Origin of the sequence: Chelativorans salis, assembly GCF_025336525.1 — a bacterium.
Taxonomy (GTDB): Bacteria; Pseudomonadota; Alphaproteobacteria; order Rhizobiales; family Rhizobiaceae; genus Chelativorans; species Chelativorans salis.
On record NZ_JAOCZP010000005.1, the window covers coordinates 82,672 to 108,847 of the forward strand.

Below are 26,176 nucleotides of genomic sequence, written 5' to 3' on the forward strand. Positions count from 1 at the left end.
ACCGTGCCAGGATTGCGAGGCGTGCGCGCGCCTATGGCTGCGCCTTGGAACGTGGCTGGCCAGAGACAAAAGAAAAGGATTTGGAATGACCGACAGACCTCTTGCTGGCAAAACCGCCTTCATCTCCGGATCGGGAAGGAACATTGGGCGCGCCATCGCCGCGCAACTTGCAGGCCTCGGGGCCAACGTGGTGATCAACGGCGCGAGCAACCGCCAGGCCTGTGAGGATACCGCCGGACTGGTTCACGCGCAGGGCACCGAAAGCCTGATTGTCATGGGGGACATGGGCCGAGCGGAGGAGATTGCGGCCATCTCGAAAGCGGCGCTCGATCGGTTCGGCACAATCGACATCCTCGTGAACAATGCGGCCGTCCGGCCGCACAAGCCTTTCCTGGATATGGACGAGAGCGACTGGCATTTCGTCGTCGACACAAGCCTTACCGCCGCCTTCCGGACCACGCAGGCATTCCTGCCCGGCATGGTGGACAAGGGCTGGGGCCGGATCATCAGCATGACCGGAATGAAGGCGATCAAGGGCTATTTCGAAGGTGCGCCGATCTCTGCGGCAAAGCACGGGATCTGGGGGCTGACCAAGGCGCTTGCCACAGAGTTCGGGCCACACGGCATCACTGCCAACGCGGTTTCCCCGGGCCAAACCCTGACCGAGGGACGGGATGGCACAGACCCGAAGAAGCTGGCATCGATCCCCGTGGGCTTCATGGGCGCGCCGGAAGACGTGGCCGCGGCGGTCACCTTCCTCGCCTCACCCGCCAGCCGGTTCGTCAACGGTCAGATGATCGGTGTCAATGGCGGCCAAGCCACGTGATGCGGTGAGGAGAGGACCGAGTATGGTGCGTATTTCAGAACGCCTGACCCGCCTGCAGCCTGCCGCCACTCGCGTGGTGTCCGAGAAAGCCGCCGACTTGCGACGGCAGGGCCGGGACATCATTTCGCTTTCCACCGGCGAGCCAGACTTCGTTTCGCCACCCGCTGTGATGGAAGCCGCTCGCCGGGCGCTGGACGCGGGCCATACTTTCTACACCCCCGCCGCAGGTCTGCTGGAACTGCGCGAGGAGGTGGCTCGCTATTACAAGACCCGGTTCGCTCTTGAATACGAGGCGCGGGAGGTGATGATCGGCGCAGGGGGCAAGCCCTTGCTCTTCGAAGCCTGCGCCGCCCTGCTGAATCCCGGCGACGAGGCAATCATAATCGCCCCGGCATTCGTCAGCTATGTAGAACAGGTCCGCTTCTGCGACGCCAAGCCGGTGATCATCGAAACCGACCCACAGACGCTCGACTTCTCGCTCGGCGACATCCGCGCGGCGATCACCGACCGCACGCGGATGATCATGCTCAACGCGCCCAATAATCCTTCCGGCCGCATCTATGGCGATGACCTCGTGGTCGGTCTTTGCGAACTCGCGATCGAACACGATCTGACGATCATCAATGACGAAATCTATGAACGGATCATTTTCGACGGGATCACATACCGCAATCCACTAAATCTCTGCCCCGCGGCGCGGAACCGGATGCTGCACATCAACGGTGCATCGAAAAGCCTTGCCATGACCGGCTGGCGCATCGGCTTCGCCATTGGGCCAGCGGAATTGATCAAGCGGATGACGATGCTTCAGGGGCACAATACCTCCGGCCCGAGCTCCATTGCGCAGTGGGCTGCGCTTGGCGGGCTGCGGAACGGGCAGGAGCAGATCGATGCCATGGCCGCCCAGTATCAGAAGCGCAAGGATCTGATCACGGCGCGGCTCGGCCGGATGCCCTATCTGCGCTACATCCCGCCGCAGGGCGCTTTCTACATATTCGCGGATATTCGGGCCGCCTACGGCAAGTCGGTCGGCGACATGACCATTACAGACGATGTGAGTTTCTGCGAAGCGCTGCTTGAATATGCGGAAATCGCCGCGATTCCCGGTGCCGCTTTCCTGCAGCCGGGCTTCTTCCGCATGTCCTTCGCCACCTCGGAAGACATCATCGAAACTGCCATGACACGGATGCACGACTTTCTGGCCGCTCTCGCCTGATCATCGCGCTCCACACAGGAACAACCAAATGACCCACAAGATCATCGACCTATCCGACGAGGTGCCGATCCGTCGCGCGGGCGACGGCAGCCTCCACAGTTTTTTTGGCTACTACAACAAGACCAATTTCGGTCCCAGCGACGCCCGGCTTCTGGGTAACCGCACGCCGCTTTTCACCGGCGACCTGACTGGCCGTGAAGTGGCAGAGGTAGGTTTTTTCGATCTCACCGACGGCGACCGCTGGCACAAGCTTGGCGAAACCACCGCCTGGAACTGGCAGATGGGCTGTCAGTTGCAGTGGCTGGGCGATACGGGCCAGGTCATCTACAACACCCGCGCGACGACAGTGCCGGGCCCCGACAACATCTATCCGGACTTCCGCTCCCAGGTGGTGGATCCCGCAACAGGGGAAAGCCGGGAACTTCCCGCGCCCATCTACGTCATGGCGCCCAATGGCCGATTTGCCCTGACGATCAACTACTCACGTTTCATAAAGACGCACCGCACCATCGGCTATCCGGCCACGCGTGCCGAACCCGGCCTGCCGCTCGCTCCCGACGATGACGGCATCTGGCGCATGGATATCGAAACCGGCAAGACGGAACTCATATGTTCCCTGCGCCGCCTCTTCGAATTCGAACATGTGCCGTCCATGGACGGGGCGACGCACTGGATCACCCATATGGAGGTGAACCCCTCCGGTACCCGCTTCCTGTTCATCCATCGCTGGACGGAGCGGCCGGATGACGAGTTCTGCTACCTGCATCGGCTGTTCACCATCAACGGCGACGGCACCGGTCTGCACCTGCTGGAAGACACGGACCACCCCCTGCCCCAGCTCGAGAAGGATTTCGACCCGAGCTCCCACGGCACCTTCGACTACGAGAAGTCCGAATGGCAGATTTCCCACCCCCTGTGGAAATCCGACGACGAGGTCATCGTCTGGGGTCCGCATGAAGGCGAGATTCACTACCAACTCTATAACGACCGGACGGGCGACGTGAGCGTTGTGGGAAACGGTATCCTCACGGAAAACGGGCACATGACCTATGGCCGGAACGGGCGTTGGATGCTGTCGGATACATATCCCGACGCCAAGACCAACGAACGCACGCTGTTCCTTTTCGACTGCGAGAAGGAGGTGCGCTACGATCTGGGTACCTTCTACACCCCCGCAGATCTGGGCAAGCACAACCGCTGCGATCTGCACCCGCGCTGGAGCCGGGACAACCGAGCCGTCTGCATCGATTCGGTGCATGAAGGCTGCCGGCAGATGTACCTGCTCGACATCGCAGCGCTGCTCGATCGCCTCTGAGAGATGCAGACGGATGTGACACCGGCCGCGCTTCAATGCGCAGCGTCGCCGGCAAAATAATGATGAATGAAAATCATAGAACGCTGGAGAGCGACGATGTTGCGCGAAAGATCGACATCGGAAAAAGGCAGCCCGACGAATTCGTTCGGCACGAGGCGCTTGGTGAGTTGCGGCAAGACCGTGACGGAGGCGCCATGGTCGACGAGGCTCATGGCGGTAGTCACGTTTTGCACCTCGAAGCGCCAGTCGAGCTGTTTACTTAGACTTCCCAGGGAGTCCTCGATGATCTGGCGGTTGATGGATTGCGTTCGGATACGAACGAGGCGCCCTCCGAGCAGGTCGCTTCTTGCCACGCTCTTGCGGCCAGCCAACCGGTGGTGTTTCGATACGAGTAGAACGTAAGGCTCCGTGCACAGGTGTTCGATTTCGAGGTCCCACGGATTTGCGCCCGTTATGGTGATCCCGAATTCGGCCTGGCCTTCCTGCACAAGCTTGACGATCCGACCCGCCGGCTGATCGAGCAGGACCACTTCGAGACCTTGGTTCGCGTTGGAAAAATCCCTGATCAACTCCGGAAGGTGGAAGATCGAAACGGTGGGAAGGCAAGCGAAGACCAGCCTGCGCCGCGATTCACGCCCGCTGTCATGAACGGCGCCGTAGAGCTCCGCCAGGGCATCCATTTGCTCGCGAACCTGCGGAAGGAGATCTTGTCCCGCGATGGTCAGCGAGACATCACGCGAGGTACGCACCAGGAGGCGCGTACCCAGATCCGCCTCGATCTTGCGAATGCGATGGCTCAAAGCGGTCTGCGTAAGATTGAGCCTCTGGGCAGCCCGCGAGAAGCTGCCCAATTCGGCTACGGCCATGAATGCCTCAAGGCCCAGCTAATCTACACGCATCCGGCTAATCCCCTCCTTCGCCGAACTTTGTGCTGCGTTCCAGTACCTTTTGAGCAAGGCGTCCCGCCCTGAGCGGGCGGGAGCGCATCGCGCCGGTCAGGCGAGATGTTTATCGAGGAACCCGGCCGTGCGCTCATGCGCAAGCTCGGCCGCGTCGGCGACGTAGCTGGGTCGTGCATCGTTGGCAAAGGCGTGCCCGGCCTCGTACGTATGCACGATCATGTCCGGCAGATAAGCCTTGGCCTGATCCAGCATTTCCGGCGGAACGTGGTCGTCCTTCGTGCCGAAATGACCGAGCAGCGGTGCCCTCAAAGGGCTGTCGAGATATTGCGGCAGCCGCGTGCCGTAGAAGGCGACGGCAGCGGCGACATTGAGTTTCTGCGCAGCGCGCAGGGCAAGACCTCCACCCCAGCAGAAGCCGATGACCCCGACCTTGCCACCCTTGGCGGCGAGCGCCTGTACGGCCGCCTCGACATCGCGCATGGTCTCCTCGAGAGTGGCGGCGAGCATCAGATCGCGTCCACGCGGGCCCTGGTCGAAAGGAATGACTGCGCCCCTCTCGCGGCGATCGAACAGCGCCGGTATGGCGACGTCATAGCCCAGCTTCGCATAGCGAGCCGCAACACTTTTCAATTGGTCTGTGACGCCGAAAATCTCCTGCAGGATCACGACACCGCCACGCCGGGTTCCCTGGGCCGGTACCATCCAGCAGTCGAGCTGATGCCCATCCGACGCGGTCAGTTGTGTCATCATTCTTGTAATCCTTTCATCACTGTTGACGGCAAGATCGCCGTTTTCGGCGCCAGCCCTCGACCGGCGCCGTTTCCGATATGGTCTCAATCGCCGACCTTGATGCCGGCCTCCTCAAAATAGCGCAGGGCGCCCGGATGGTAGGGAACTTCGTTCGCCGGAGCCATTGCCTCGGTACTGGCGCCGGCGAAAGCGCCGAACGACTCCGTGAGCGCCTTCTTGCCCTCTGCGACGGCCTTGGTCATGCGATAGACGAGGTCCTCATCGACATCGTTGTTGGTGAGCATTATCCAGGGGATCTGCATAATGTTCACGTCGTAGTCCTGCAGACCGTTCACATCGGGGTTTTGGGGCAGCGAAACGATATTGCCGGCCGGCAGGAAATCCTTGAATGCCTTCGTGCCCTCCTCGGAATTGTCGAGCGAGATATAGCAGAGGCCGCCACGGTCCTGGAGCTTCACTGCCGCCTGCTGCCCGGCTCCGGCGTTGAGGCTGACAAGCGCGATATCCACCAGCCCGTCCCCCAACGCGTTGATGCCGGCCACAAAGCTCGAAACCGGAACGTTCTGGAAGTCTTCATATGTGAGGCCGCCATTGGCGAGGCCGCCCCCAATGTAATAGGGAATGATCGTCGACGACGTATATTCCGAAGCGATGCGGAGTTCCCCCGCCTTCGCCTTGACGTCGGCGATGGTTTCGAGCCCGAGATCGCATGGCGCCATCAGACCGGTCGTCAGCGGAAACATAGTGCCGACCAACTTGAGGTTGGGACTTGCGCGATCGTAATTGCCGGTACCCGTGTAAGCGAAGGCGGCTTCAACGCCGTTCGAGAAACCGAAATCGACTTCACCATTGCTGATTAGCGGAAGGTATCCCACGAGGGGCTGTGTTCGCGCCGTGATGCCGGCATCGTTGGCAACCTTGGCAACCGCCTGGCCTGAATTATACGCGAGAGATCCTTGTGCGCCCGTTGCGACGGTCACGACCTGGGCGGTGGCCGTCGCAATCATACCGGAAGTGGCAAGAGCGACCCCCGCGAGCAGAGTTTTCATATGTTTCATGATGTCCTCCCTGTTATGGACTTCTTGCCTTCAACGAACTGCTTTCGGATACCGATTGCCGCCTGGCGGAAACCGCGAGAAACAGCGCAACGGCGACCGCGCCCAAAGCGGCTATCCAATGCGCAATATCGGGAATTGAGAGGAACCCGAGCGGCAACGCCAGTGCACCGAGCCCAACGAGCGCGACACGCGCGGCCATCTGGAGCTTCCGGCCCCAATAGCCGACGATACCCGCCGTCACCGCTGCTATCCCGAGGAAAGACAGGACCATGGCCGACAGGATCTCCGGCCATCCGCCGTACAGCAGAATGACCGGCGACGCGACGAAGAGGAACGGGATTATGAATGCCGCCCATCCCACGCGCATCGAGGCCAGCCCGGTCGAAAGTGGGTTGTCGCCGGTGATCGTCGCCGCAGCGAAGGCGGCAAGCGCCACAGGCGGCGTGATCATCGACATCATGCCGAAATAGAGGATGAAGAGGTGTGCCGCGATCGGCTGGATGCCTGCCTGCACTAGCGACGGGGCGACAAGCGCGGCAAGCAGCACATAGACGCCGGAGGTCGGCATGCCCATGCCCAGAATAGTGCAGATGACCGCCGAGATCAGCAGCAGGGCGATCACGTTCGAGCCGACTGCGTCGACCAGTACCAGGGTCAGGGCAAAGCCGAGACCGGTGATGTTGAGAATGCCGATCACGAAACCGGCCGCCGCCACGACAAGGATGAGATCTACCATGCTCGTCGCGGCATTCACCGTGACCTTGCCAAGCGAGCGCAGCGACAGGCGTTGATCGCGATAGCCGCGCAGAAAGCCGACGAAGATGATTGCCACCGAAGACAGAATGGCAGCGTCCTGCGGGTCAAGCCGCCACCAAAACAAACCTCCGAGCAGGATGGCAAAGGGGACGATGAAATGCCATCCCTCCGCAAGCACCTGCGCCACGGTCAATCCGTCCGTTTCGCTGGCGGTGATGTTGTCGCGCCCGGCAATGAGATCGACCTGAATGAAAACACTGAAGTAGTAGAGCAAGGCGGGCAACAGCGCCGCCGCGGCCACGGTCATATAGGAAATGTCGAGAAACTCGGCCATGAGGAAGGCCGCCGCTCCCATGATGGGCGGCGTCAGTTGGCCTCCTGTTGAGGCGACCGCCTCGATGGCGCCGGCATCGCGTCTCGAGTACCCGCCCCGTTGCATGAGCGGGATGGTGATGATGCCGGTTGTGACGACATTCGATACCGCGCTGCCGGAAATGGAGCCGAAGAGAGCGGAACCCACCACGGAAATCTTGGCGCTGCCCCCGCGAGACCTGCCCGTCGCTGCGATGGCGAGGTCGGTGAAGAACGCGCCCCCGCCAGCCGCAAATAGAAGCTGACCAAATAGAACGAACAGAAGAACGATGATCGTGCCGACCGCGAGCGGGGTGGAGAACACCGCGTTAGGGTCGAATCCCACATACTGGACGAGACGCAGCGGGCTGAGTTCCTTGCCGATGAGCCGGCCGGGAACCTGGTCGGCCACCAGCGCATAGACGAGGAAGACGGCAACGATGGAGAAAAGCATCCAGCCCGCGCGTCTGCGGATGCCTTCCATGACCGTCACTGTGACCACGGCGCCGATGAGCGTTATCTGCCAGGGCCTGTAGGCTTGCTCCTTCAGGAGCCACGAGTAATCCCAGGCGGCGTAGAGAAGGACGGCGAGCGCGACCGCCGCTATCGCGCCGTCGAGAATGCCGACCCGCTTCTTCGCTTCTCCCCGCAAGCCAAAACGCAGATAAGTGATCGCCAAGGCCATGGCGAGCTGAAAGGCCATGTATTGCTGGGAGAGAATTGCTATGCCGATGCGGGTTGGAACCTCGAGATTCCACAAAACGCAAGCAGCGCACATCAGCCCTGCGAACAGTGCAATGAGACGGTTGACGGCCGGGTTCAGCTTCTGCTCCTGCTTCATCTTCCCGCTTCCTCCGGCCAGTAGAGGCGCATCGGGTTGTCCACCAGAAGCTTGCGCTGCAACGCCTCGGTGGCGGCGATACGAGGGATGAAATCGACCAGGCTTCCGTCGTCCGGCATATGGGACTTCATATTTGGATGAGGCCAGTCCGTGCCCCACAACACGCGATCTGGAAGTCGCTCGACGAGCGTCCTGGCGAACGGCACGACATCGTCATAGGGCGGCTCTGCCCTGGTCAGCCGTTCGGGGCAGGAAACCTTGACATGCATGTTCGGGTGTTCATCGAGGAACCGGATGAACTGCTGGAATTCCGCGCTATCCACCCCCGCTGACACATCGGGCCTGCCCATATGGTCGATGACCACCGTGCCGGGCAATTCGCCCAGGAATGATTTCAGCCGCTCGAGATCCTCCGCCTCGAAATACACGACGAGGTGCCAGCCGAGGCGGGAGATGCGCGCGGCGATATCGGTAAAGGTTTCAAGCGGGGTGTCGTCGACAAGCCGCTTCAGGAAGTTGAAGCGCACGCCGCGCACACCTGCGTCGTGCAGCCGGACGAGTTCATCGTCTTCCACCCCGGCTCCGACGACCGCAACGCCGCGCGCCGTGCCATTGGAACTTCGCAACGCGTCCACAAGCGCGGAATTGTCGCGTCCATGGCAGGTCGCCTGTACGATGACGCTGCGGCTCAGCCCCAGATGGTCGCGCAGCGCGAACAGCTTCTCCTTCGGCGCGTCGACGGGCGTGTATTTCCGCTCGGGCGCGAAGGGGTATTGCGCCGCCGGACCGAAGACGTGGCAATGGGCATCCACGGCGCCCGCAGGAACCTGAAAGCGCGGCTTCGACGGATCGGGATGGAATGGCAGATATGCGGCTGTCATTCTGCTGCCTTTGTCGGCACATGCGCCCGCGGCGCGGGGAAAACAACGCCGTCCATCAGCTTGCGAGCGGTGCGCAATATGGCGGCGGATCGAATGGAGCCAGCTTCGTCCAGCGATGCGATGACCGTCATTTCGCCGGTCGGGTGCTCGATGGAGAGGCTGCGCTCGCTCCCTTCGCCCCGCCTGGCCATATCGAAAGCGACTGACCCCTCGATCAGACAGGCCGTCGCGACGCTGACCGCGCCCAGCACTCCGATCGCCTTGTGACAGCGATGCGGAATGAAGGTTCGCGTGGAAATGGCGCCGCCCGATTGCGCCTCGCAAATCATCGTCATTTTGGGTACGGATTGCTCGGTGACGTCGCCGAGATTCATCATCGTGCCGCAGGCAAGCCGGATCGCCTCCAACCTCTCGCGCAGGGCAGACATGGCTTCCAGCTCGGCCGGCGTCTCGCGTCCGGAAATACCCATGTCGCGGGCGGCCAGGAGGACGCAGGGCATACCGTTGTCGATCATGGTGACCTCGACGCCGTCCACCATGTCGGCGGCATGTCCGGTCGGCAGCAGCGCGCCGCAACTGGAGCCCGCCGTATCCTTGAATTCGATGGGAATGGGAGCGGCTTGGCCCGGCACGCCGTCGATATGCGCCACGCCTTCGTAACACGCGCGCCCGCCGGGTGTCGCAACCCGCGCGACCGCCACCTGACCGCTGTTTTCATTGTATATGGTGACCCGCGTCTCGCCCTCCCGCGCCGCCACCAGGCCGCGCTCAATGGCGAACGGACCGACGCCGGCCAGAATGTTTCCGCAGGTCTGCGCCGCCGACACCAGCGCCTGATCCACAAAGACCTGCAGGAACAGATAGTCGATATCGATCCCAGGACGCTCCGACCTGGCGATGACGGCGACCTTGGAGGTCAGCGGATCCGCCCCGCCCATGCCGTCGATCTGGCGGGGATCCGGCGATCCCATGATCGAAAGCAGCAGGGCATCGCGCTCGGCAGTGTCGGATGGAAGATCGTCGGCAAGGAAATAGCCGCCTTTCGACGTGCCGCCGCGCATCCACATGGTTCGAATGCCGTCAGACATATCTCAGGCCCTTTTCGGCAAGGCGCCCGCGCATGCCGTAAATGTCGAGGCCGAGCTCGCCTTTCTCGAAACGCGCGCGCTTCTCCGCCTCCTTGGCCTCGCGGGCGCGCGCCTTCTCCAGCACCATTGGCGCTTCCTCGCGCCGCACGACGCAAACGCCATCGTCGTCGGCCACGATGACATCGCCTGGATTGACAAGCTCGCCGGCGCAAACCACGGGAACGTTGACGGACCCGACCGTCTCCTTCACCGTGCCCTGTGCGAAGATTGCCTTCGACCAGACAGGAAACCGCATCTCCGTCAGGTCGCGCACATCGCGAACGCCGGCGTCGATCACGAGACCCCGGCAGCCACGCGCCTTCGCCGACGTGGCGAGCAGGTCGCCGAAATAGCCGGCATCGGACGGAGAAGTGGGGGCGAGCACCAGAATATCGCCTTCCCTGATCTGCTCGATGGCCACATGGACCATCCAATTGTCGCAGGGCGGCGCCGAGATGGTAACCGCGGATGCGGCGATCCGCGCGCCGGAATAAATCGGGCGCATATTGGCGGCCAACAAACCCTTCCGACCCTGCGCCTCATGCACGGTCGCGACTCCGCATTCGCCAAGGCCGTCGATGACAGCCTGTTCGGCACGCTCGATATGCTGGACGACAACGCCCGCTTCCGTCGTGGACCCGGCCATCAGAGTTCATCCACCGTTCGCGGAAACACCGACTGGAAACCCTCGGCGTATCTTGCCGGCCGGCCGCCTGCCTGTCCGCCGGAATTGCGGCGGAAATGGTTGCCGCGATTCTCAGCTACAGTTGTGTAGTACGCCCACAAGTGCTCCTGGCCTTCCATGCACTCGATTGCGGCGCGCTTCTTGTCCCACACCTCGGTGATGTCCAGGAACACGTCCGGCTTCCAGCCCATCTGCTCGGTCTGGTGCGGCTCGAACAGATAAAGCTGCGGCGCGCCAAGCACCTTCTCTCCCGGTTTATGCCCCCAGGCCTGCGCGACCATGCGGCACTCGAGCACGAATTTCGTCGTGTTCATATGGTCCGTATTGTATGGGTCCCACATGGAATGGCTCATCATGAAGGCCGGTTGCACGGCCCGAATGAGATCCACCGTGCGCTCGCGCGCCTCCACCCCGAGATCCAGCGGGTAGTCGCCCAAGTCGAGAAACTGAAGATCGTGGACGTCGAGCGCCTTGGCGGCGGCCTCGGCCTCCTTTTGCCGCGCGGCCTTGACCTTCTCCAGCGTAGTGCCTTCCTGCTTCCACAGCTTGGCGCTTTCCCCGCGCTCTCCAAAGGAAAGGCAAGCCACGGTCACGTCGTAGCCCAGCTTTTGGTGCAATGCGATCGCACCTCCGCAACGCCAGACGAAGTCGGCCGCGTGGGCGCTGATCACCAGTGCCGTTTTATTCGCAGTCAAGTCGGTCTCTCCTCCAACAAACACTGCTGTCTTTTCTCTCCTCTCGTTCGCAATTGCCATTTCAATGGGACGCCGAGCCCATAAGTTTTTGCTACACTACGTTTTGGTTCGGCAAGAAAGGGAGCATCCCGTGATCCGTTTGAATCTCCGTCACCTGCGTGCCTTTGCCCAGGTTGCCGCTACCGGCAGTATTTCGGCCGCCTCCAGAAAGGTCTTTCTTTCGCAGCCAGCGATAACCCAGGCTCTGGCCAAGCTTGAAGAAGCGGTCGGCACACCGCTATTTCTGCGGAAGAGCACCGGCATGTTCCTGACTGAGGCGGGTGAATTGCTGCGTGCCCGGGTTGATCGGGCGCTGTTTATCCTGGCACGCGCCGCGCGCCGGGCAGCGCGTGGCGGCGGACGCTCGAAATCCGTCGGCTTTGCGAACTTCCATCATCTGCTGACATCGGTTCAACTGCGGTGTTTTCTGGCGCTTTGCGAAACCGGAAACTACTCCTGGGCGGCCAGGAACCTCGGTGTGTCCCGCCCCTCTGTGCATAGGGGTATCAACGACATGGAGCGCATATCGGGACTTCAGCTCTTTACGAGGTCTGTCCAGGGTTTCGAGCCTACTCACGCCGGCGATGCCCTGCGCCAGGGCGTGTTGCTGGCGTTCGCCGAGCTCAAACAGGGACTGGAGGAAGTCTGCATGCTGCTGGGGCAAGATACGGCGCGGATCGTCCTCGGCACGCTTCCCCTGGCGCGCAGCTTCATTCTTCCAAAGGCGATCAACGATCTGTGCGCGATGCGGCCGGAAGTCCGGATCAAGGTGCGTGATGGCGCCTATAAGGATTTGTTGCACGCGCTCCGTTATGGGGAGATGGACGTTCTCATCGGTGCGTTGCGGGATCCCCCTCCGGTGGACGACGTCGTGCAGGAGGAATTGTTTGTCGACAAGCTGGCCATAGCCGCACGGGCCGGCCACCCGCTTGCGGGAAGGAGGCGCCTCCGCGCAGACATGCTCGCGCAATTTCCCTGGGTGACACCGTCGTCGAACATCCCGACCCGTCAACAATTCGATGCGCTGTTCCAGAACGCGAAAGTGCCGGCGCCAGGCAGGATCGTGGAATCGAGTTCCCTGATACTGATCCGCGGATTGCTGCTGGGCAGCGACCGCCTCACCATCATTTCCCGGCACCAGATCGCAAGGGAGCTGGAAGAAGGCGTTCTCACGACATTGGACTTCACGCTCGATGGCTCCGACCGCCCCATCGGCATCACAACGCGGCGCGGCTGGTCACCGACCGCAACGCAATCGCTCTTTTTGGATATGTTGAGAAGAATATGTTCCGAAAATGCGTTCAGGATGCACGCAAGCGATACTGGCGTCCGGTAAATATGCCTGACCTCATGCTTCGATCATCCCTACCTCCTGCGCGGGCGTGCAAGCGCGGGCCGCTAGGGTCGGTCATCTGGCGATGGAATTCATTCCGGCTGGTAGCGGCTGACCTCGATCCCCGACCCGACCGGCAGGAGCACACTCGTGATGCCGGGCATTTTGCGCACGACCCTGCCGTAGTGCATGACATTTTCACCACCGGGGCGCAGCATATTGTCCGCGACGATGATCGCGCCGGGGTTCAGCTTTGGATAGAAGGCTTCGAGGCAAGGGACATACAGATCCTTCCAGAGATCGACGAGCACAAAATCCAGCCCCACTGTCAGGCCATCGATCAACTGAACGGCATCGCCGACTTTGAAGTCGACATAATCGGCAAGGCCTGCTTTGGCCGCCATGTCCTGCGCGAAGGCTGACTTATAGTCATGCATCTCCATCGTGATCAGCCGGCCCTCGGTCGCCCGCGCGGCTTCCGCCAGCCAGATTCCCGAGTAGCCATAGGATGTGCCGAGCTCCAGAATATTCGGTGCCTTCAGGCTCCTGGCGAGAATGTTGATCAGCCGTCCCGTTTGCGGCCCTATGGCAAGAAACCGCCTGTCCTCTCCCGTCTCGGGCCGCCCCTGCTGCAGGCTCTGACGTTGTTTTTGGATCAGCCCGTGGTAGGCGTCGAGCACTGCCGTGATTTTGTCGTCCATTGAAGTCCCGGAGAAATTTGTTGGAGAATGGGAGTTTTCGGAGCCTCTACGCTTCGGGCCCGGCGCCAGTCGATCCGCTAATCTTCGCGGAACGCGAAGCGCACCAGATGGCGGTGCCGTCGCGCGTGCCGCCCAGCACTCATACCTTCCGCTTCGTTTCCTCCGCAAGCAGCGACGCAACGCGGAAGAAGCCATGAACCATTTTCGTATAGGGTAGCAGCAGGAACAAGGCCAGCACCGAACCCAGATGCAGCGCCAGAAGGCTGGATACTGCAAAGGTGCCGGTGGCTGCATATAGCGTCAGCCCGGAAGCCGCCACGAGACCGAGCAGCAGCACGAATGCCATCTCGCCTCCCCAAACCCGGCTGGCGCCGAGCTTGGGATCGGCTCGCATCTTAAGCCAAACAAGTCCGCTGGTGCCAATCACCAGTGCGATGCCGCCGGGCACGCCCAGGAGCTTGGGCGGCGTGAAGAGGCCGTAAGGCGCCTGCCAGTCAAGGAAGTAGTGCATGAGCGTTGCCACCGACGTCGCGGCGAAGCAGGCAAGAAAGCCGTAGAGCACGGCCTGGTGGAACCAGCGCCTGAGGTCGGTGTAGCGGTCCTCGCGCTCGAAATTGCAGCCTTGCCCCTGTCCGCCGTCGAGGTTCCGCAGTGTTGCAGCGCTGGCAAAGGCGTTGCCGATGTCGCGCAGCGTGATAGGCCCCGCACCGACGTCCCGCCAGTACCGGTACAGGCCGATGGCGACGGCAACAAGCGGCAGCAGGAATGCCGGGGTGAAAACCGCGACCATCGCGTTGTGCGACAGGTGCGCGTAGAACCCGTCGCCCGCACCTTCCGGCAGGGCGGCAATCCAGGCGAACAAGGCCGAGATGCCGGCGACCAGCATCCCCGCAATTGCCACGCCATGCGTATGGAACAAGCGCGAAAATGGCGCCGGCCAGACCAGCCGCTCCCAGCTTTCCTGACGGACTTCGGCCAGCGCCGCAGGAAGGTTCAGCGCGAATTCATGCGGTTCGGTGTACTGGCAGGCATAGTAGCAGCCCCGGCAGTTGTGACAGAGATTCGCCAGATGCGTGATGTCGCCGTCGGAGAACATCTTCTGGCGCGTCATCGCCGGAAACACGGAACAATAGCCTTCGCAATAGCGGCATGCATTGCAGATCTCGATCTGCCGCCGGGCTTCGGCGGTTGAGCCCGAAACGGCCTGGGAGAGTTCAAGCGACATCTGCAATTTCCTGATTGTTAAGAACGTAGCGCGCCGCTTCACGCCCCGCGATACGCCCAAAGACGGTGCCGATCGTCATGCCGAAACCGGCAAGGTAGCCCTGCCCCAGGATTGATCCGGCCATGATTTCGCCGGCGGCCCAAACATTTGAGAGAGCGCCGGAGGGCGTCTGAACGCGCGCTGTCTTGTCGACCTTGAGGCCGAGATAGGTGAAGGTGACCCCTGGCCGCAGTTGATAGCCATAGAAGGGCGGCTCCGTGACGGGACGTGCCCAGTTGGTCTTGGGAGGATCAATGCCTTCCGTCGATAGCCCGTCCAGTTCCGTCGGGGTGAAGGCGCCGGGCTTGCAGGCGGCATTGAAACCGACGACGGTTTTGGCGAGCTTTGCAGGATCGAGGCCGAGCTTTTCACCCAGTTCCTCGATGGTCTGTCCCACCACCGGCCGAAAGACCGATGGCATGAAGAGATCAAGGGATGTGGAATCGATGATCGCGTAGGCTACCTGGTCCGGCTGTCCGGCGACGAGGCGCCCCCAGATTGCGTAGCGCTTGGGCCAGACGTCCTCGCCTTCGTCATAGAAGCGCTCCGTATCCCGGTTCACTACGACCGAAAATGGTACGCAGTCGAGGCGCGTAACGATCCCCCCGTCATATTGGGGTGCGCGACCGTCAATGGCCACCGCATGGCACTGCGTTGGATCGCCGACGCTTTCACATCCCTGGTCCAGCATATCGCGCAGCACCACACCGCGGTTATAGGGTGTTCCGCGGATGAGAAAATTTCTGGCGGCCGGCCCCCAGGCGCTTACCAGCCATTCCCGGTCGGCCTGGAAGCCCCCCGAGGCAAGTACCACCGCATGCGCGGAAATGCGCTCCACCGGGCCGCCGGAGAAACTCACTTCGACATGTTTGAAACTGTCCGCCTCAATGCCAATATGGCTGACCTGAGCTTCATAGCGAACGGTCACATCAAGGTCTTCGGCAGTGTTGTAGTAGGCGTTGACGAGCGCCTTGCCGCCGCCGAGGAAGAAGGCGTTGGTCTGGCTCAAGGACAGGGTGCCGGACAGGGAGGGCTGGAAACGAACGCCATGCGCTTCCATCCAAGGCAGGCATTCCTGGGAGGCGCGGATCGTAAACCGCGCCAGATCCTCATCGGTCTTGCCCTTGGTCACCAGTATCAGATCGTCAAGATACTCGTCCTCGCCATATGTGCCGGTGAGGACAGAGAGCGGCCCATCATGCTTGCAGCGGAAGTTGCGGGTATGGCGGGAATTTCCGCCGCGATAGGGCTTGGGAGCGCCCTCGAGCACGAGCACGCGCGCACCCTCTTCGGCGGCGCAGATCGCGGCGCAAAGGGCTGCGTTCCCTCCGCCCACGACGATGACATCCCATGAACCGCGCGGCGGCAGCTCTGACCGGTTCACAGTCCATCTCCCTCTTCCCAAAGCACTTCTTCCTCATCGCGGTCGAGCGCCCGCAGTGCCTTGAGGCGCACACGTTGCGCAGCCTCGATGTGAGCGCGCATCTCGGCTTCGGCCGCTGTTCCGTCTCGCGCCTCGATGGCGTCCAGAATTCGTATGTGCTCCTGGCATGCCGCCCCTGCCCGCCCCACGTCGATCAGTGTCGAGCGGCCGAGAATGGACATCGTTTTCTGCAGGGCGCCGACCGACTTGCGTAAGAAGCGGTTTTTGGCCGCATCCAGCAAAATGGAATGGAACTGGCGATTGACCTCGGCTGCCTGCAGTTCGTCATTGAGTACATCAGCAAACTCTTCGTTTAGGGCACGGAGTTCGGCCAATTCCACTTCCGAGGCTGCCCGCGCGGCAAGCCGCGCGGCCGTTCCCTCGAGAACAGCGCGCATCTCGTAAAGCTCCATGATTTCGGCATAGCCAAGCCGGCGCATCACGGCGCCCAGCCGCGGCTGATGGACGACCAGTCCGTCCGCCTCAAGGCGCCGCAGTGCCTCACGAACAGGTGTGCGCGAGATCTTCAATCTCTCCGAAAGCTCGACTTCGCGCAGTCGCGTGCCTGGCAGCAGATCGCCGCGGCGAATCTCGTCGAGCAAGCGCATGTACGCCGTCTGGCCATGCGGGGTCTTGTCTTGCACGTTGGTCATAAGAAGGATGGCCCAGTGGAAATTTGTATCCGGTTGGATACGATAGGAGACAATAGCCGGCGATACGCATGAACGCAACCAGATTCCGGGTTGACTTACCATAATGTCGGAACGTATCTCTAATATTGAAATAATATCGTTGACGCGCGATTTCCGCCAGCGCCCGGCCTAGTCGCCGACACAAGTCGCACGATCGGGGAGGATCATGAGAATCTACGAACAGGCCGGAGGGATGTTCTGGCTGCTTTTTGCCGCTCTGGTTATGGCAGAGTCAATGCGGCTTGGTCTTGGGACTCCTACCAACCCCGGTACTGGATTTGTGACATTCGTATCGGCGCTTTGTCTCGGCTTGCTGTCACTGGTGCATATCGCCCGCACCACCTTCCAGGGTGCGGAAGCGGCGGATGACAAGGCACCTCCCCTCGCAGCAGTTCCGAGGGTATTACCGAGCTTTATCGCGCTCGTTCTTTACGCGCTTGTTCTTCCACTGCTTGGATACGGCTTTACCACATTTGCGCTCATGTTCGTGCTGTTCTGGCTGGTCCAGCCGAAACGCTACGTTCTCATCGCTGTTCTCGCCTTTATCAGCACCGCACTAACCCAGCTGATCTTCCAGTTTCTGCTGAAGAGCCAGTTTCCGGTTGGCCCTTGGGGCTTTTGACGGAGGCTGCGCCAGATGGACATCTTATCGAATATCACCCTCGGGCTCGGCGTCGCCTTCCAGCCGGAGAACCTGCTGTTCTGCACGCTTGGGGTCGTCATCGGGACGCTGATCGGGGTCATCCCCGGCATAGGTCCTGTCGGTGCGATGGGGTTGCTTCTGCCGGCGACCATGTATGTGTCGCCTGAAGCATCGATTATCATGCTCGCCGGCATCTACTATGGGGCGCAATATGGCGGGACGATAACTTCCGTCCTCGTGCGCATCCCCGGCGAGGCGACTTCGATCGTCACCTGCATCGACGGCCATGAGATGGCGCGCAAGGGCCGCGCAGGCGCCGCATTAGGCATCGCCGCTTGGGGATCTTTCATTGCCGGCACGGTCAGCGTGCTAATCCTCATGCTCGTCGCACAGCCGCTCGCGTCGATGGCCCTCAGATTCGGCCCACCGGAATATTTCGCCATCATTTGCATAGGGTTGGTCCTTGTTACCCACCTCTCCCAGGGCTCGACGCTGAAGGCCCTGATGATGGCGTTCGTTGGGTTTATCCTGGGCGGGGTGGGGCTTGACCTCGTCACCGCGCTGCCCCGGTTCACACTCGGCATCAACGAACTGAGCGACGGCATCGGCATCGTCCCCGTCGTCATGGGCCTGTTTGGCGTGACCGAGGTTCTCGAGAATCTCGAAGGACAGGAAACGAAGGTACACCCGACGGAAACTCGGGTGAAAAACCTCTGGCCGACAATGGCCGATTGGGCGCGCGCAAAGTGGCCGATCGTGCGCGGCACGCTTATCGGCTTTTTCATCGGCATTCTTCCCGGCGGAGGCGGCGTGCTTGCGACCTTCACCTCCTATGCCGTTGAGCGCCGGATCTCCAAGCACCCCGAAGAATTCGGCAAAGGCGCGATCGAAGGCGTAGCCGGTCCGGAAACAGCCAACAATGCGGCGGCGAGCGGAGGACTTGTCCCCCTGCTCTCCCTCGGCCTGCCCACAGGCCCGATCATGGCGATGCTCTTTGCGGCTCTCGTCATTCAGGGCGTTCAGCCGGGACCGATGTTCATCAGCAACCATCCCCAGATCTTCTGGGGCCTCGTGGTGAGCATGTATGTGGGGAATGTGCTGCTGCTCGTTCTGAACCTGCCACTTATCGGTGTCTGGGTTCAGATCCTCAAGACGCCTGGCTGGATGCTCTACCAGCTCATCTTCCTGTTCTGCCTCATCGGGGCCTACTCGGTGAACAACTCTACATTTGACGTTCTTGTGATGCTCGTGTTCGGGGGCATCGGGTACCTGATGCGGAAGTTCCGCTATGACGCGGGACCACTGGTTCTTGCCTTCGTGCTCGGTCCGATCCTCGAACAGAATCTGCGCCAGTCGCTGCTGATCTCGCGCGGCGATTTCTCCATCTTTGTCACGCGGCCGATCTCCGGCGCCATCCTTCTCCTGGTGCTCCTCATCCTGATCTCGAACGTACTCCCGTATCTGCGCGCTAGGCGCCGTGCGCGGGGTCAGATTCGCGGGGCCGAGTAACCGGAATCGCACGGGGGACGACGCGCCATGCACCAACTTCAAATCAGGGAATACTGCATATGCAGATAAGGTACCCTCACCTCTTCGAACCGCTTACGATCGGCAAGGTCCGTCTCAAGAACCGGATCGCCATGGCGCCCATGGGGTTTCCCGCCCTGCAGGACGAAAATGGTCTCCCTACCCAGCGCTACGTCGACTATTTCGTAGAACGCGCCAAGGGTGGAGCCGGCCTGCTGCACACGGGCATGCTCAAGGTCGAGGATGAGATCGAGCATTCCAGCCGCAAGCGCGGTCCCGTGCGGGAAGCGTTCATTCGTCCATTCGCGGATCTGACTGAGGCGGTTCATTCGCTCGGCGCGAAGTTTTTCGTTCAGCTCTCTCCCGGCTTCGGCAGCCAGGCGCGCCCCGGCACCATCAGGGGCGGCCCCATCGCGCCTTCCGCCGTGCCGAATTTCGGCGACCCGAGGATCACTTGCCGGGCGCTGAGGACCGAAGAAGTTGAGGCGCTGGTGAAGGCATATGGCCGCGCCGCCGAAATCGTTGCCCGCGCCGGCTGCGACGGAATTGAGTTGCACGGTCACGGCGGTTTTCTGCTTGATCAGTTCACCTGCTCCTTCTGGAACAAGCGCGACGACAAATATGGTGGCGATTTGCGTGGCCGCCTCACTTTCCCGCTCGAGATCCTGCGCGAGATCAAGAGCCGCGTCGGCGAAGATTTTCCCGTCACCTATCGCTATGGGCTCAAGCACTACATGAAGTCGTTGCACGATGCCGGCCTGCCGGGCGAGAGCTTTAGCGAAGTGGGCCGCGACATCGATGAGGGGCTCGAAATGGCAAGGCTTCTCGAGGAGGCCGGCTTCGACGGGCTGGCCGTCGATGCCGGCGCGTTCGCAGGCCACTATTGGACGCATCCACCGATCTATCAGGACCATGGCTGCATGCTGTCCATGGCGGCCATGGTCAAGAAGGTGGTTTCGATACCCGTCATGACCGTCGGCCGCCTCGACATCCCGGACATGGCGGAACGTGCCATTGCATCCGGCGAGGCCGATATCGTCGCAATCGGCAAGGGCCTGCTCGCAGATCCCTATTGGCCTAACAAGGTGCGCGCGGGCCAGGTCGAGGACATTCGCCCCTGCATCGGCTGTCACCAGGCCTGCACGGAGGCCATCCATGGCCGTGATCTGAACTCATGCACAGTGAACCCCGCATGCGGGCGCGAACGAACCCACACCCCCTCCCCGGCGCTCGTCAAGAAGAAGGTGCTTGTTGCAGGCGGCGGCGCCGCGGGCATGGAGGCAGCACTTGTCGCTGCCGCCAGGGGACACGAAGTCATTCTTTACGAGAAGGAGACCGAGCTCGGCGGTCATCTGCGCGATGCATCGGTGCCGGACGACAAGAAAGACGTTGGGCGGCTCAATACCTGGTATCAGCGACAGCTCTCCAATCGCGGGATACCCGTCATGGTCGGCACTGCCGTTACACCGGCGGTCGTCGAGGCCGAAGGGCCAGATGTCATAGTCGTGGCCAGCGGCTCGACGGACATCATGCCGCAAATGCCGGGCGCCGATCTTCCGCATGTCGTGCCGAGCACCGGTGTTCTGCTAGGCAGGTATGAGACGGGCGACAACGTCATCGTCGTGGGCGCCGGAGAGAATGGCTGCGAACTCGCCCTTTGGCTCGCCAGGAAGGGCAAGCGCGTCAGGATAGTCGAACGGCTGTCGCGCCCGGTGGCAATTCCCGTGGCGCGCGCCAATCGTAACATGCTGCTTGATCTGCTTGCATTCCATCTGGTGCCGATCCTCACAGATACAGCTCTCGAAGAGGTGCGGGAGGGGTCGGTAGTGGTCAGCCGTGCTGATGGCGCCCGCGAGGAATTCGATTGCGACACGGTGGTCATGGCCGTCGGCGTCAAAGCCGAACCAGAGCTCTACGCCCAGCTCGTTCAGAGCTTTCCTGGCGAAGTCTACTCGATCGGCGATTGCGACGGACCGAAGAACATCATGAAGGCCGTCTGGGACGGCTTCGAGGTTGGACGTTCGATCTGACGGGACCTTCCGTTCGGACCAGCAGGCCCGGCCGGAACACAACCCCTGGGAGGGGACCGCCTGTTCAGCCGAAGTGCCGGCTGGTGGGCTATCGACAGAAGGAGGAGTTGAAATGCAATTCAAGCTCAATGCTTTGGGCGCGGTCTTTGGTCTCGCGCTCGGTGCCATTCTCGGGGCCGCGCCCAGCGCGGCCACCCAAGACTTTCCCACCAAGCCGATCACGATTCTCGTCGGCTACAATCCCGGCGACAACATGGACGTCATGACACGCCACCTCGCCGAATTGGTAGAGAAGAAGCTTGGCCAGCCGATCAACATCGTCAACAAGCCCGGCGTAGCAGGCGCTGTTTCACTCGGCGTTCTGGCTCAGGCGGCGCCCGATGGCTACACCCTCGCCTCGGTCGTCGACACGCCGCTGAGCCGCATGCTCACCATGCGAAAGATGGACTACACGCAGGAGGATTTTGCGCCTGTGATGCAGTTTTCATCGGGCGTGACGGGCGTTGTGGTCAAGGCCGACTCACCTTGGCAGACTTTTGAAGAGTTCATTGCGGATGCCAAGGCAAATCCGAGAAACATCACGTACGCTACTTCGGGCGCAGGTTCGACCATGCACGTGGCGATGCAGTATGTCGGCAAGGAAGCCGGTCTCGACTGGACCCACGTCCCCTACCCTGGCGCGCGCGACACCCTCGCCGCAGTGCTGGGCGGCCATGTTAACGCCGCAGTCGGTTCGACGCAGTGGGTAGAGGACGTCCGCGCTGGGAACATGCGCCTGCTGGCGGTGATTTCCGACACCCGCATGCCGGCTTTCCCGGATGTACCGACGCTGCCTGAACTCGGCTACGACTTCGACGCCCATGCGGTCAGCGTCATCGTTGCGCCTGCCGGCACACCGGAGCCGATCATAGCCAAGCTCGACGATGCCTTTCATGGAGCAATGGAAACACCGGAGTTCAAAGAAACCCTCACCAAGCTGATCGCGGCCAAGGAATATCGTGGCCACACCGAACTCACCGCCTATCTGAAAAAGGTCAAAGAGAACTTTGCCGGGATCATAGCCGATCTCGGTATTCCCACCGAATTGAATAAATGAAGTGCTCTGCTTTGGCCCCCGGTCACTCGGATCGGGGGCTGCCCACGCCGCTCGGTTTAAGCGCGTGACCCGATTGGCCGCATCGCATCCAGCCATCTCCGTCGGCGGTGGACCCTGGCGGCACCGGAACTCTGACAGAAAATAGGCAACGGGAATGGACGAAATGAATTCCAAGACTGCAATCGTGTTCGGCGGCTCACGCGGCATCGGCGCAGCCATCGTTGAGGCGCTCGCCCGCGACGGCTACGACGTCGTGCTCACCTACATTTCGGCCAAACCCGACCCGGTTCCCGGTGGAGCCCTGGCCAGGATATCCTGCTACGAATGCGATATTCGTAGCCCTGAGGAAATCGAACGCATTTTCACACAAGCCGAAGCCGAATTCGGCGGAGCGCCGGCCTGCGTCGTCGCCAATGCCGGCATCAATGTGCCTCCGGCACCGGTCGGCGCATTCCCGCATGAGCGGTTTGCAAACCTTGTCGAAGTCAACATCGTCGGTGCCTTCAACGTTCTTCACGCGGCAGCGAACCATATCCGCGACGGCGGCACGATCATCGGCCTCACCACATCCATGGTGCGCATGGGTATCCCCGGCGTCGGCCCCTATACGGCCTCCAAGGCCGCCGTCGAAAGCCTGTTGCGCTCCATGGCCCGTGAACTCGCGCCACGCAAGGTGCGCGTGAACGGCGTCGCGCCCGGTCCTGTCGACACCGACCTGTTCCGCGCCGGCAAGGATACCGCCGCTGTGGAACGGTCCGCGGCGATGAGCCCATTCAACCGCGTCGGACGTCCCGCGGAGGTTGCCGCCGTCGTCGGCTTCCTCGCCTCCGATGCTGCGTCTTGGGTCCATGGCCAGATCGTCCAGCCGAACGGCGGCATGATCTGACGCCTGGCGATAATCACTGCATGGAGCTGACTGAGATGACACGAAAAAAAGGTGGAGAGATCATCACCGAGTCTCTCCTCAAGGAGGGAATCACCCATGTCTTCGGCATATGCGGGCATGGCAATGTGGGGCTTCTGGATTGCCTTTACGAACGCCGGGACGACATTGCGCTGATCTCGCCGCGCCACGAACAGACCGCCGTTCATATGGCCGACGGTTTCTTCCGCGTCTCACACCAGCCGGCGGCCACGCTGACCTCGACCGGCCCCGGATCGGCCAACCAGATCATGGCTCTCGCGGTAGCCCAGACCGACAGCTCCGCCGTCTATTCCATCACGGCGAACGTGCCCACCAGCCAGTTCAACCGGGGACCGTTCCAGGAACTGAACCTTCATCATCACGCCGATTTCAACAGTGTTATCAAACCGGTGGTCAAGCGGAGCTTCCAACCCACCCGTGTCGAGATGCTGCCGCTCGCCATGCGACAGGCTGCGGCAGCGATGACGACGGGCCGGCCCGGTCCGGTCAATCTCGACGTCCCCTATAACCTTTTTCAGGAAGAAGCCGAGGTCGCGACCGAGCTGCGCGGCAATGCCTTCGGCCGGCGCCGCAGCGGCGCGAGCCTGGAGGACGTGAAGCGGGTGATGGACATGCTCCTCGCGGCGGAACGGCCGGTGATCTTCATCGGCCACGGTGTGGCCCTCTCCGACGCCTCGGCCGAGCTCACACAACTGGCCCACAAGCTTTCGATCCCTGTCATCAGCTCGCCCAACGGCATGGGCTGCTTCGACATGAGAGATGTGCTCTCGCTTGGCTTTATCGGCCGCAACGGCGCCTATCAGGCGAACCAGGCCGGCCGGCACGCCGATCTTGTTCTGGCCATCGGCGCACGTTTCGATGACCGGTCGGCGTCAAGCTGGAAGCCCGGTTATTCTTGGAACTTCCCGCAGACCAAGCTCATCCATGTCGACGTCGACCACGCGGAACTAGGCCGGAACTACACGCCGGACTTGCCGATTGTGGCCGACGCTCGTGCGTTCCTTGAGCAGGTTCTGGGCGAACTGGAGGGCCGCGAGATCGGCGACAACCGTCTCGCCCCCTGGCTCGCGGAGATTGCTGGCTGGCGCGCAGAGTGGGAAGCATATGTCGCGCCGGGATTTGCCGAGCATGCAAGCCCCATTCGGCCGGAACGCATTGTCGCCGACTGCCTGAAAGTGCTGCCCGAGGACACCATCATCACGCTCGACTCCGGCGTGCACCACAATTGGTACATGCAGTTCTGGCAGGCGCGCCGGCCGCAGTCCATGCTCAACACCTGGGGCTATTCGGGGATGGGTTTCGGGCCTTCATCGGCACTCGGCGCCAAGCTTGCAGCACCCGACCGGCCCGTGGTCTCGATCAGCGGCGATGGCGGTTTCACCATGGTGCCGCATGTGCTGTGCACAGCGGTCGAATATGACATTGCCGTTGTTTTCGTCGTCTGGAACAATTTCGCTTGGGGCGCGATCCGCGACCTGCAATACGGGTATTTCGGCGGCCGCGAATACCGCACTGCCTTCTATCACAACGCTTCGGGTGCAAAGTACAATCCTGACTTTGCAGCATGGGCGCGGGCGAGCGGCGTCGTGGGCTATACGGTGACCCGAAGCCAAGATTTTGCGGGCATCCTTGAAGAGGCCGTGAAGCTGAACAGACCCGCTCTGATCGACGTACATGTGGACGCGGATATCCGTCCGCCGGCGACGGGCTCGTGGGAATTACCGCCTCTGCCGCCCAAGGAGCCCATCTTCGGCAAGCCTTGGCAGCCTTACGGGGAAGTCAGATGAGCGAACGCAAGTCCTTCATCCGGCACCTGGCCGAAGTGTCTTGGCAGCAGTATCCAGGACATTTCGGCTCCGCCCTCTCAAAGGGCCTTGTCACGCCCGAAAGCGCAGCCACTCAGCACATCGACTACCGCATCTCGACCTATCAGCCGATGGCCTATGTCGAGCGCCACGTCCACAACCTCCAGGAACAGGTTTATCATATCCTTGAAGGGGAAGGGATGATGGAGATCGACGGAGAAAAGAGCGTCGTTCGCAAACACGACGTCATTTTCATCGCTCCGGGCACTTGGCACTCAATAGAAAACACAGGGCTTGGCGACCTGACTTTCATCGTGGTCACCGCGCCCGCGCGGGACGAGTGAGGGATATCCCGATGGGAGATGGCTTTTTGGCCGTCTTCTCCTATGCCTTTGCCGGTTCCAAGGTGCGGTGTCCGAGCGCCCGTGACAGTTGCTGCGCCGCTTCTTCGAGTTTTGGGATCCGCTTGCCGGTCACATCCGGCGTCATCCGCCAGGCAGGGCCGGATAGACCGATCGCAGCAGCACAGCGGCCGGTGAAATCCCAGACCGGCATGGCGATACAACGCAGATCCGGGTCGAACTCGGCGCGATCATGGGCGATGCCTTCGCTACGCACGACTTCCATTTCGCGGCGAAGTTTTCCAGGATCGGTGATTGTGTTTTCCGTAATGCGGTGGAGCGGCAGAGCCTTGATCAATTCGTCCCGCTCTTTCTCTGGCATATATGCCAGGAGCACCTTGCCCAGGGCGGTGGCATGCATCGGCCGTGCAATCCCGACGCGCTCGGACAATTGGAGGAGCCCCGCCCCTTCGGTCCGCGCCACAACGATGACGTCAGCGCGCTCCCTGACGGCGAGATGCGATGTCTCGCCCGTCAGCGCACTGAGCTGCTCAAGTACGGGCAGACCGAAATTGAGCAGGGTCCGCTCTCTCGAAGCGCCGGAGGCAAGTCCGAACAGCCGGGTTCCGATACGGTATTTCTTGCCGTCTCCGTCCTGAGACAGAAAACCAAGCCCCACCAATGTCTTGACCAAGTGGAATGCAGTGCTGGTGTGGAGGCCCACGCGACCGCTGATCTCGGTAAGCCCCAAACCGTCAGGACTACCGGCCACCGCATCAAGAATTGCGGCGCCACGCTCGAGGGACTGGATACCCGATCCGCGGACTATAGGCTTGCTGTCGCTTGTGTTCATCTTTTCCATCGGCGTTTGGGCACCGTTCTTGCTTGCCGAAGCTCTAACACCACGCTCTGGGGTTTGACCAGTTTTGAATCCTATGTCTGGGGACCACAACT

Annotated in this window: 24 protein-coding genes; 11 read left to right on the top strand and 13 right to left on the bottom strand. The window is 61.6% G+C overall.

Annotation, left to right across the window (positions count from 1 at the left end):
* The first annotated feature begins 85 nt into the window (after window positions 1-85).
* From N5A92_RS16825 to N5A92_RS16835, 3 genes are read left to right on the top strand one after another with little or no spacing between them, the layout of a single operon-like run.
* Complete coding sequence (locus N5A92_RS16825; protein WP_260904838.1) at window positions 86-826, top strand: SDR family NAD(P)-dependent oxidoreductase; 741 nt, start codon at window positions 86-88, stop codon at window positions 824-826.
* Complete coding sequence (locus N5A92_RS16830) at window positions 807-2,042, top strand: pyridoxal phosphate-dependent aminotransferase (protein ID WP_260904839.1); 1,236 nt, start codon at window positions 807-809, stop codon at window positions 2,040-2,042. Before N5A92_RS16825 ends, N5A92_RS16830 begins: the two co-directional genes overlap by 20 nt.
* A gap of 28 nt (window positions 2,043-2,070) precedes the next feature.
* Window positions 2,071-3,357: a hypothetical protein gene (locus N5A92_RS16835; protein WP_260904841.1), complete on the top strand. Its 1,287-nt coding sequence runs from the start codon at window positions 2,071-2,073 to the stop codon at window positions 3,355-3,357.
* Window positions 3,358-3,389: 32 nt separating this feature from the next.
* Here the strand turns inward: N5A92_RS16835 and N5A92_RS16840 are convergent, their stop codons facing one another.
* The 8 genes from N5A92_RS16840 to N5A92_RS16875 all read right to left on the bottom strand — a co-directional run bounded on the left by N5A92_RS16840 (window position 3,390) and on the right by N5A92_RS16875 (window position 11,403).
* Window positions 3,390-4,223, bottom strand: a complete 834-nt coding sequence (locus N5A92_RS16840; protein WP_260904843.1) for a LysR family transcriptional regulator — start codon at window positions 4,221-4,223, stop codon at window positions 3,390-3,392.
* Window positions 4,224-4,352: 129 nt separating this feature from the next.
* On the bottom strand, window positions 4,353-5,009 hold the full coding sequence (locus N5A92_RS16845) for a dienelactone hydrolase family protein (protein ID WP_260904845.1): 657 nt from the start codon (window positions 5,007-5,009) through the stop codon (window positions 4,353-4,355).
* An 83-nt stretch (window positions 5,010-5,092) separates the two neighbouring features.
* Window positions 5,093-6,067 carry a TAXI family TRAP transporter solute-binding subunit gene (locus N5A92_RS16850; protein WP_260904846.1) on the bottom strand — a complete coding sequence of 325 codons (975 nt, stop codon included), beginning with the start codon at window positions 6,065-6,067 and terminating at the stop codon, window positions 5,093-5,095.
* A gap of 13 nt (window positions 6,068-6,080) precedes the next feature.
* A complete protein-coding gene (locus N5A92_RS16855; protein ID WP_260904849.1) occupies window positions 6,081-8,015 on the bottom strand; it encodes a TRAP transporter permease in 1,935 nt (644 codons plus the stop codon).
* Window positions 8,012-8,896, bottom strand: coding sequence for an amidohydrolase family protein (locus N5A92_RS16860; protein WP_260904851.1), 885 nt, complete (start codon window positions 8,894-8,896; stop codon window positions 8,012-8,014). Before N5A92_RS16860 ends, N5A92_RS16855 begins: the two co-directional genes overlap by 4 nt.
* Complete coding sequence (locus N5A92_RS16865; protein WP_260904853.1) at window positions 8,893-9,984, bottom strand: 4-oxalomesaconate tautomerase; 1,092 nt, start codon at window positions 9,982-9,984, stop codon at window positions 8,893-8,895. Before N5A92_RS16865 ends, N5A92_RS16860 begins: the two co-directional genes overlap by 4 nt.
* Window positions 9,977-10,669 (bottom strand): 4-carboxy-4-hydroxy-2-oxoadipate aldolase/oxaloacetate decarboxylase, encoded by a 693-nt coding sequence (locus tag N5A92_RS16870; RefSeq protein ID WP_260904855.1) that lies wholly within the window; start codon window positions 10,667-10,669, stop codon window positions 9,977-9,979. The genes N5A92_RS16865 and N5A92_RS16870 overlap by 8 nt, the downstream gene beginning before the upstream one ends.
* Window positions 10,669-11,403: a PIG-L deacetylase family protein gene (locus N5A92_RS16875; protein ID WP_313958427.1), complete on the bottom strand. Its 735-nt coding sequence runs from the start codon at window positions 11,401-11,403 to the stop codon at window positions 10,669-10,671. The genes N5A92_RS16870 and N5A92_RS16875 overlap by 1 nt, the downstream gene beginning before the upstream one ends.
* Before the next feature lie 130 nt (window positions 11,404-11,533).
* Here N5A92_RS16875 and N5A92_RS16880 point away from each other — a divergent pair, with 130 nt between their 5' ends.
* Complete coding sequence (locus N5A92_RS16880; protein ID WP_260904858.1) at window positions 11,534-12,778, top strand: LysR family transcriptional regulator; 1,245 nt, start codon at window positions 11,534-11,536, stop codon at window positions 12,776-12,778.
* A gap of 89 nt (window positions 12,779-12,867) precedes the next feature.
* On the opposite strand, the gene N5A92_RS16885 is transcribed toward N5A92_RS16880, so the two are convergent.
* From N5A92_RS16885 to N5A92_RS16900, 4 genes are all read right to left on the bottom strand, one after another.
* Entirely contained in the window at window positions 12,868-13,476 is a 609-nt protein-coding gene (locus tag N5A92_RS16885; RefSeq protein WP_260904860.1) for an O-methyltransferase, read from the bottom strand.
* A 139-nt stretch (window positions 13,477-13,615) separates the two neighbouring features.
* Window positions 13,616-14,701, bottom strand: a complete 1,086-nt coding sequence (tcuB, locus tag N5A92_RS16890; protein ID WP_260904862.1) for a tricarballylate utilization 4Fe-4S protein TcuB — start codon at window positions 14,699-14,701, stop codon at window positions 13,616-13,618.
* Window positions 14,691-16,124, bottom strand: coding sequence for an FAD-dependent tricarballylate dehydrogenase TcuA (gene tcuA / locus N5A92_RS16895; protein WP_260904864.1), 1,434 nt, complete (start codon window positions 16,122-16,124; stop codon window positions 14,691-14,693). Before tcuA ends, tcuB begins: the two co-directional genes overlap by 11 nt.
* Window positions 16,121-16,816 (bottom strand): GntR family transcriptional regulator, encoded by a 696-nt coding sequence (locus N5A92_RS16900; protein ID WP_260904865.1) that lies wholly within the window; start codon window positions 16,814-16,816, stop codon window positions 16,121-16,123. Before N5A92_RS16900 ends, tcuA begins: the two co-directional genes overlap by 4 nt.
* A 205-nt stretch (window positions 16,817-17,021) precedes the next feature.
* On the opposite strand from N5A92_RS16900, the gene N5A92_RS16905 reads away from it, so the two are divergent.
* The 7 genes from N5A92_RS16905 to N5A92_RS16935 all read left to right on the top strand — a co-directional run bounded on the left by N5A92_RS16905 (window position 17,022) and on the right by N5A92_RS16935 (window position 25,225).
* Window positions 17,022-17,477 (top strand): tripartite tricarboxylate transporter TctB family protein, encoded by a 456-nt coding sequence (locus N5A92_RS16905; RefSeq protein WP_260904867.1) that lies wholly within the window; start codon window positions 17,022-17,024, stop codon window positions 17,475-17,477.
* A 15-nt stretch (window positions 17,478-17,492) separates the two neighbouring features.
* Window positions 17,493-19,007, top strand: a complete 1,515-nt coding sequence (locus N5A92_RS16910; RefSeq protein ID WP_260904868.1) for a tripartite tricarboxylate transporter permease — start codon at window positions 17,493-17,495, stop codon at window positions 19,005-19,007.
* Window positions 19,008-19,066: 59 nt separating this feature from the next.
* Complete coding sequence (locus tag N5A92_RS16915; RefSeq protein WP_260904870.1) at window positions 19,067-21,055, top strand: oxidoreductase; 1,989 nt, start codon at window positions 19,067-19,069, stop codon at window positions 21,053-21,055.
* 112 nt (window positions 21,056-21,167) lie between these two features.
* Window positions 21,168-22,151 carry a Bug family tripartite tricarboxylate transporter substrate binding protein gene (locus N5A92_RS16920; protein WP_260904872.1) on the top strand — a complete coding sequence of 328 codons (984 nt, stop codon included), beginning with the start codon at window positions 21,168-21,170 and terminating at the stop codon, window positions 22,149-22,151.
* A 154-nt stretch (window positions 22,152-22,305) separates the two neighbouring features.
* Window positions 22,306-23,037 carry an SDR family NAD(P)-dependent oxidoreductase gene (locus N5A92_RS16925; RefSeq protein WP_260904873.1) on the top strand — a complete coding sequence of 244 codons (732 nt, stop codon included), beginning with the start codon at window positions 22,306-22,308 and terminating at the stop codon, window positions 23,035-23,037.
* Between the two features lie 35 nt (window positions 23,038-23,072).
* On the top strand, window positions 23,073-24,863 hold the full coding sequence (locus tag N5A92_RS16930) for a thiamine pyrophosphate-binding protein (protein WP_260904874.1): 1,791 nt from the start codon (window positions 23,073-23,075) through the stop codon (window positions 24,861-24,863).
* Complete coding sequence (locus tag N5A92_RS16935; RefSeq protein WP_260904875.1) at window positions 24,860-25,225, top strand: cupin domain-containing protein; 366 nt, start codon at window positions 24,860-24,862, stop codon at window positions 25,223-25,225. The genes N5A92_RS16930 and N5A92_RS16935 overlap by 4 nt, the downstream gene beginning before the upstream one ends.
* Window positions 25,226-25,265: 40 nt before the next feature.
* On the opposite strand, the gene N5A92_RS16940 is transcribed toward N5A92_RS16935, so the two are convergent.
* Window positions 25,266-26,174 carry an IclR family transcriptional regulator gene (locus tag N5A92_RS16940; protein ID WP_260904877.1) on the bottom strand — a complete coding sequence of 303 codons (909 nt, stop codon included), beginning with the start codon at window positions 26,172-26,174 and terminating at the stop codon, window positions 25,266-25,268.
* Between the last annotated feature and the right edge of the window lie 2 nt (window positions 26,175-26,176).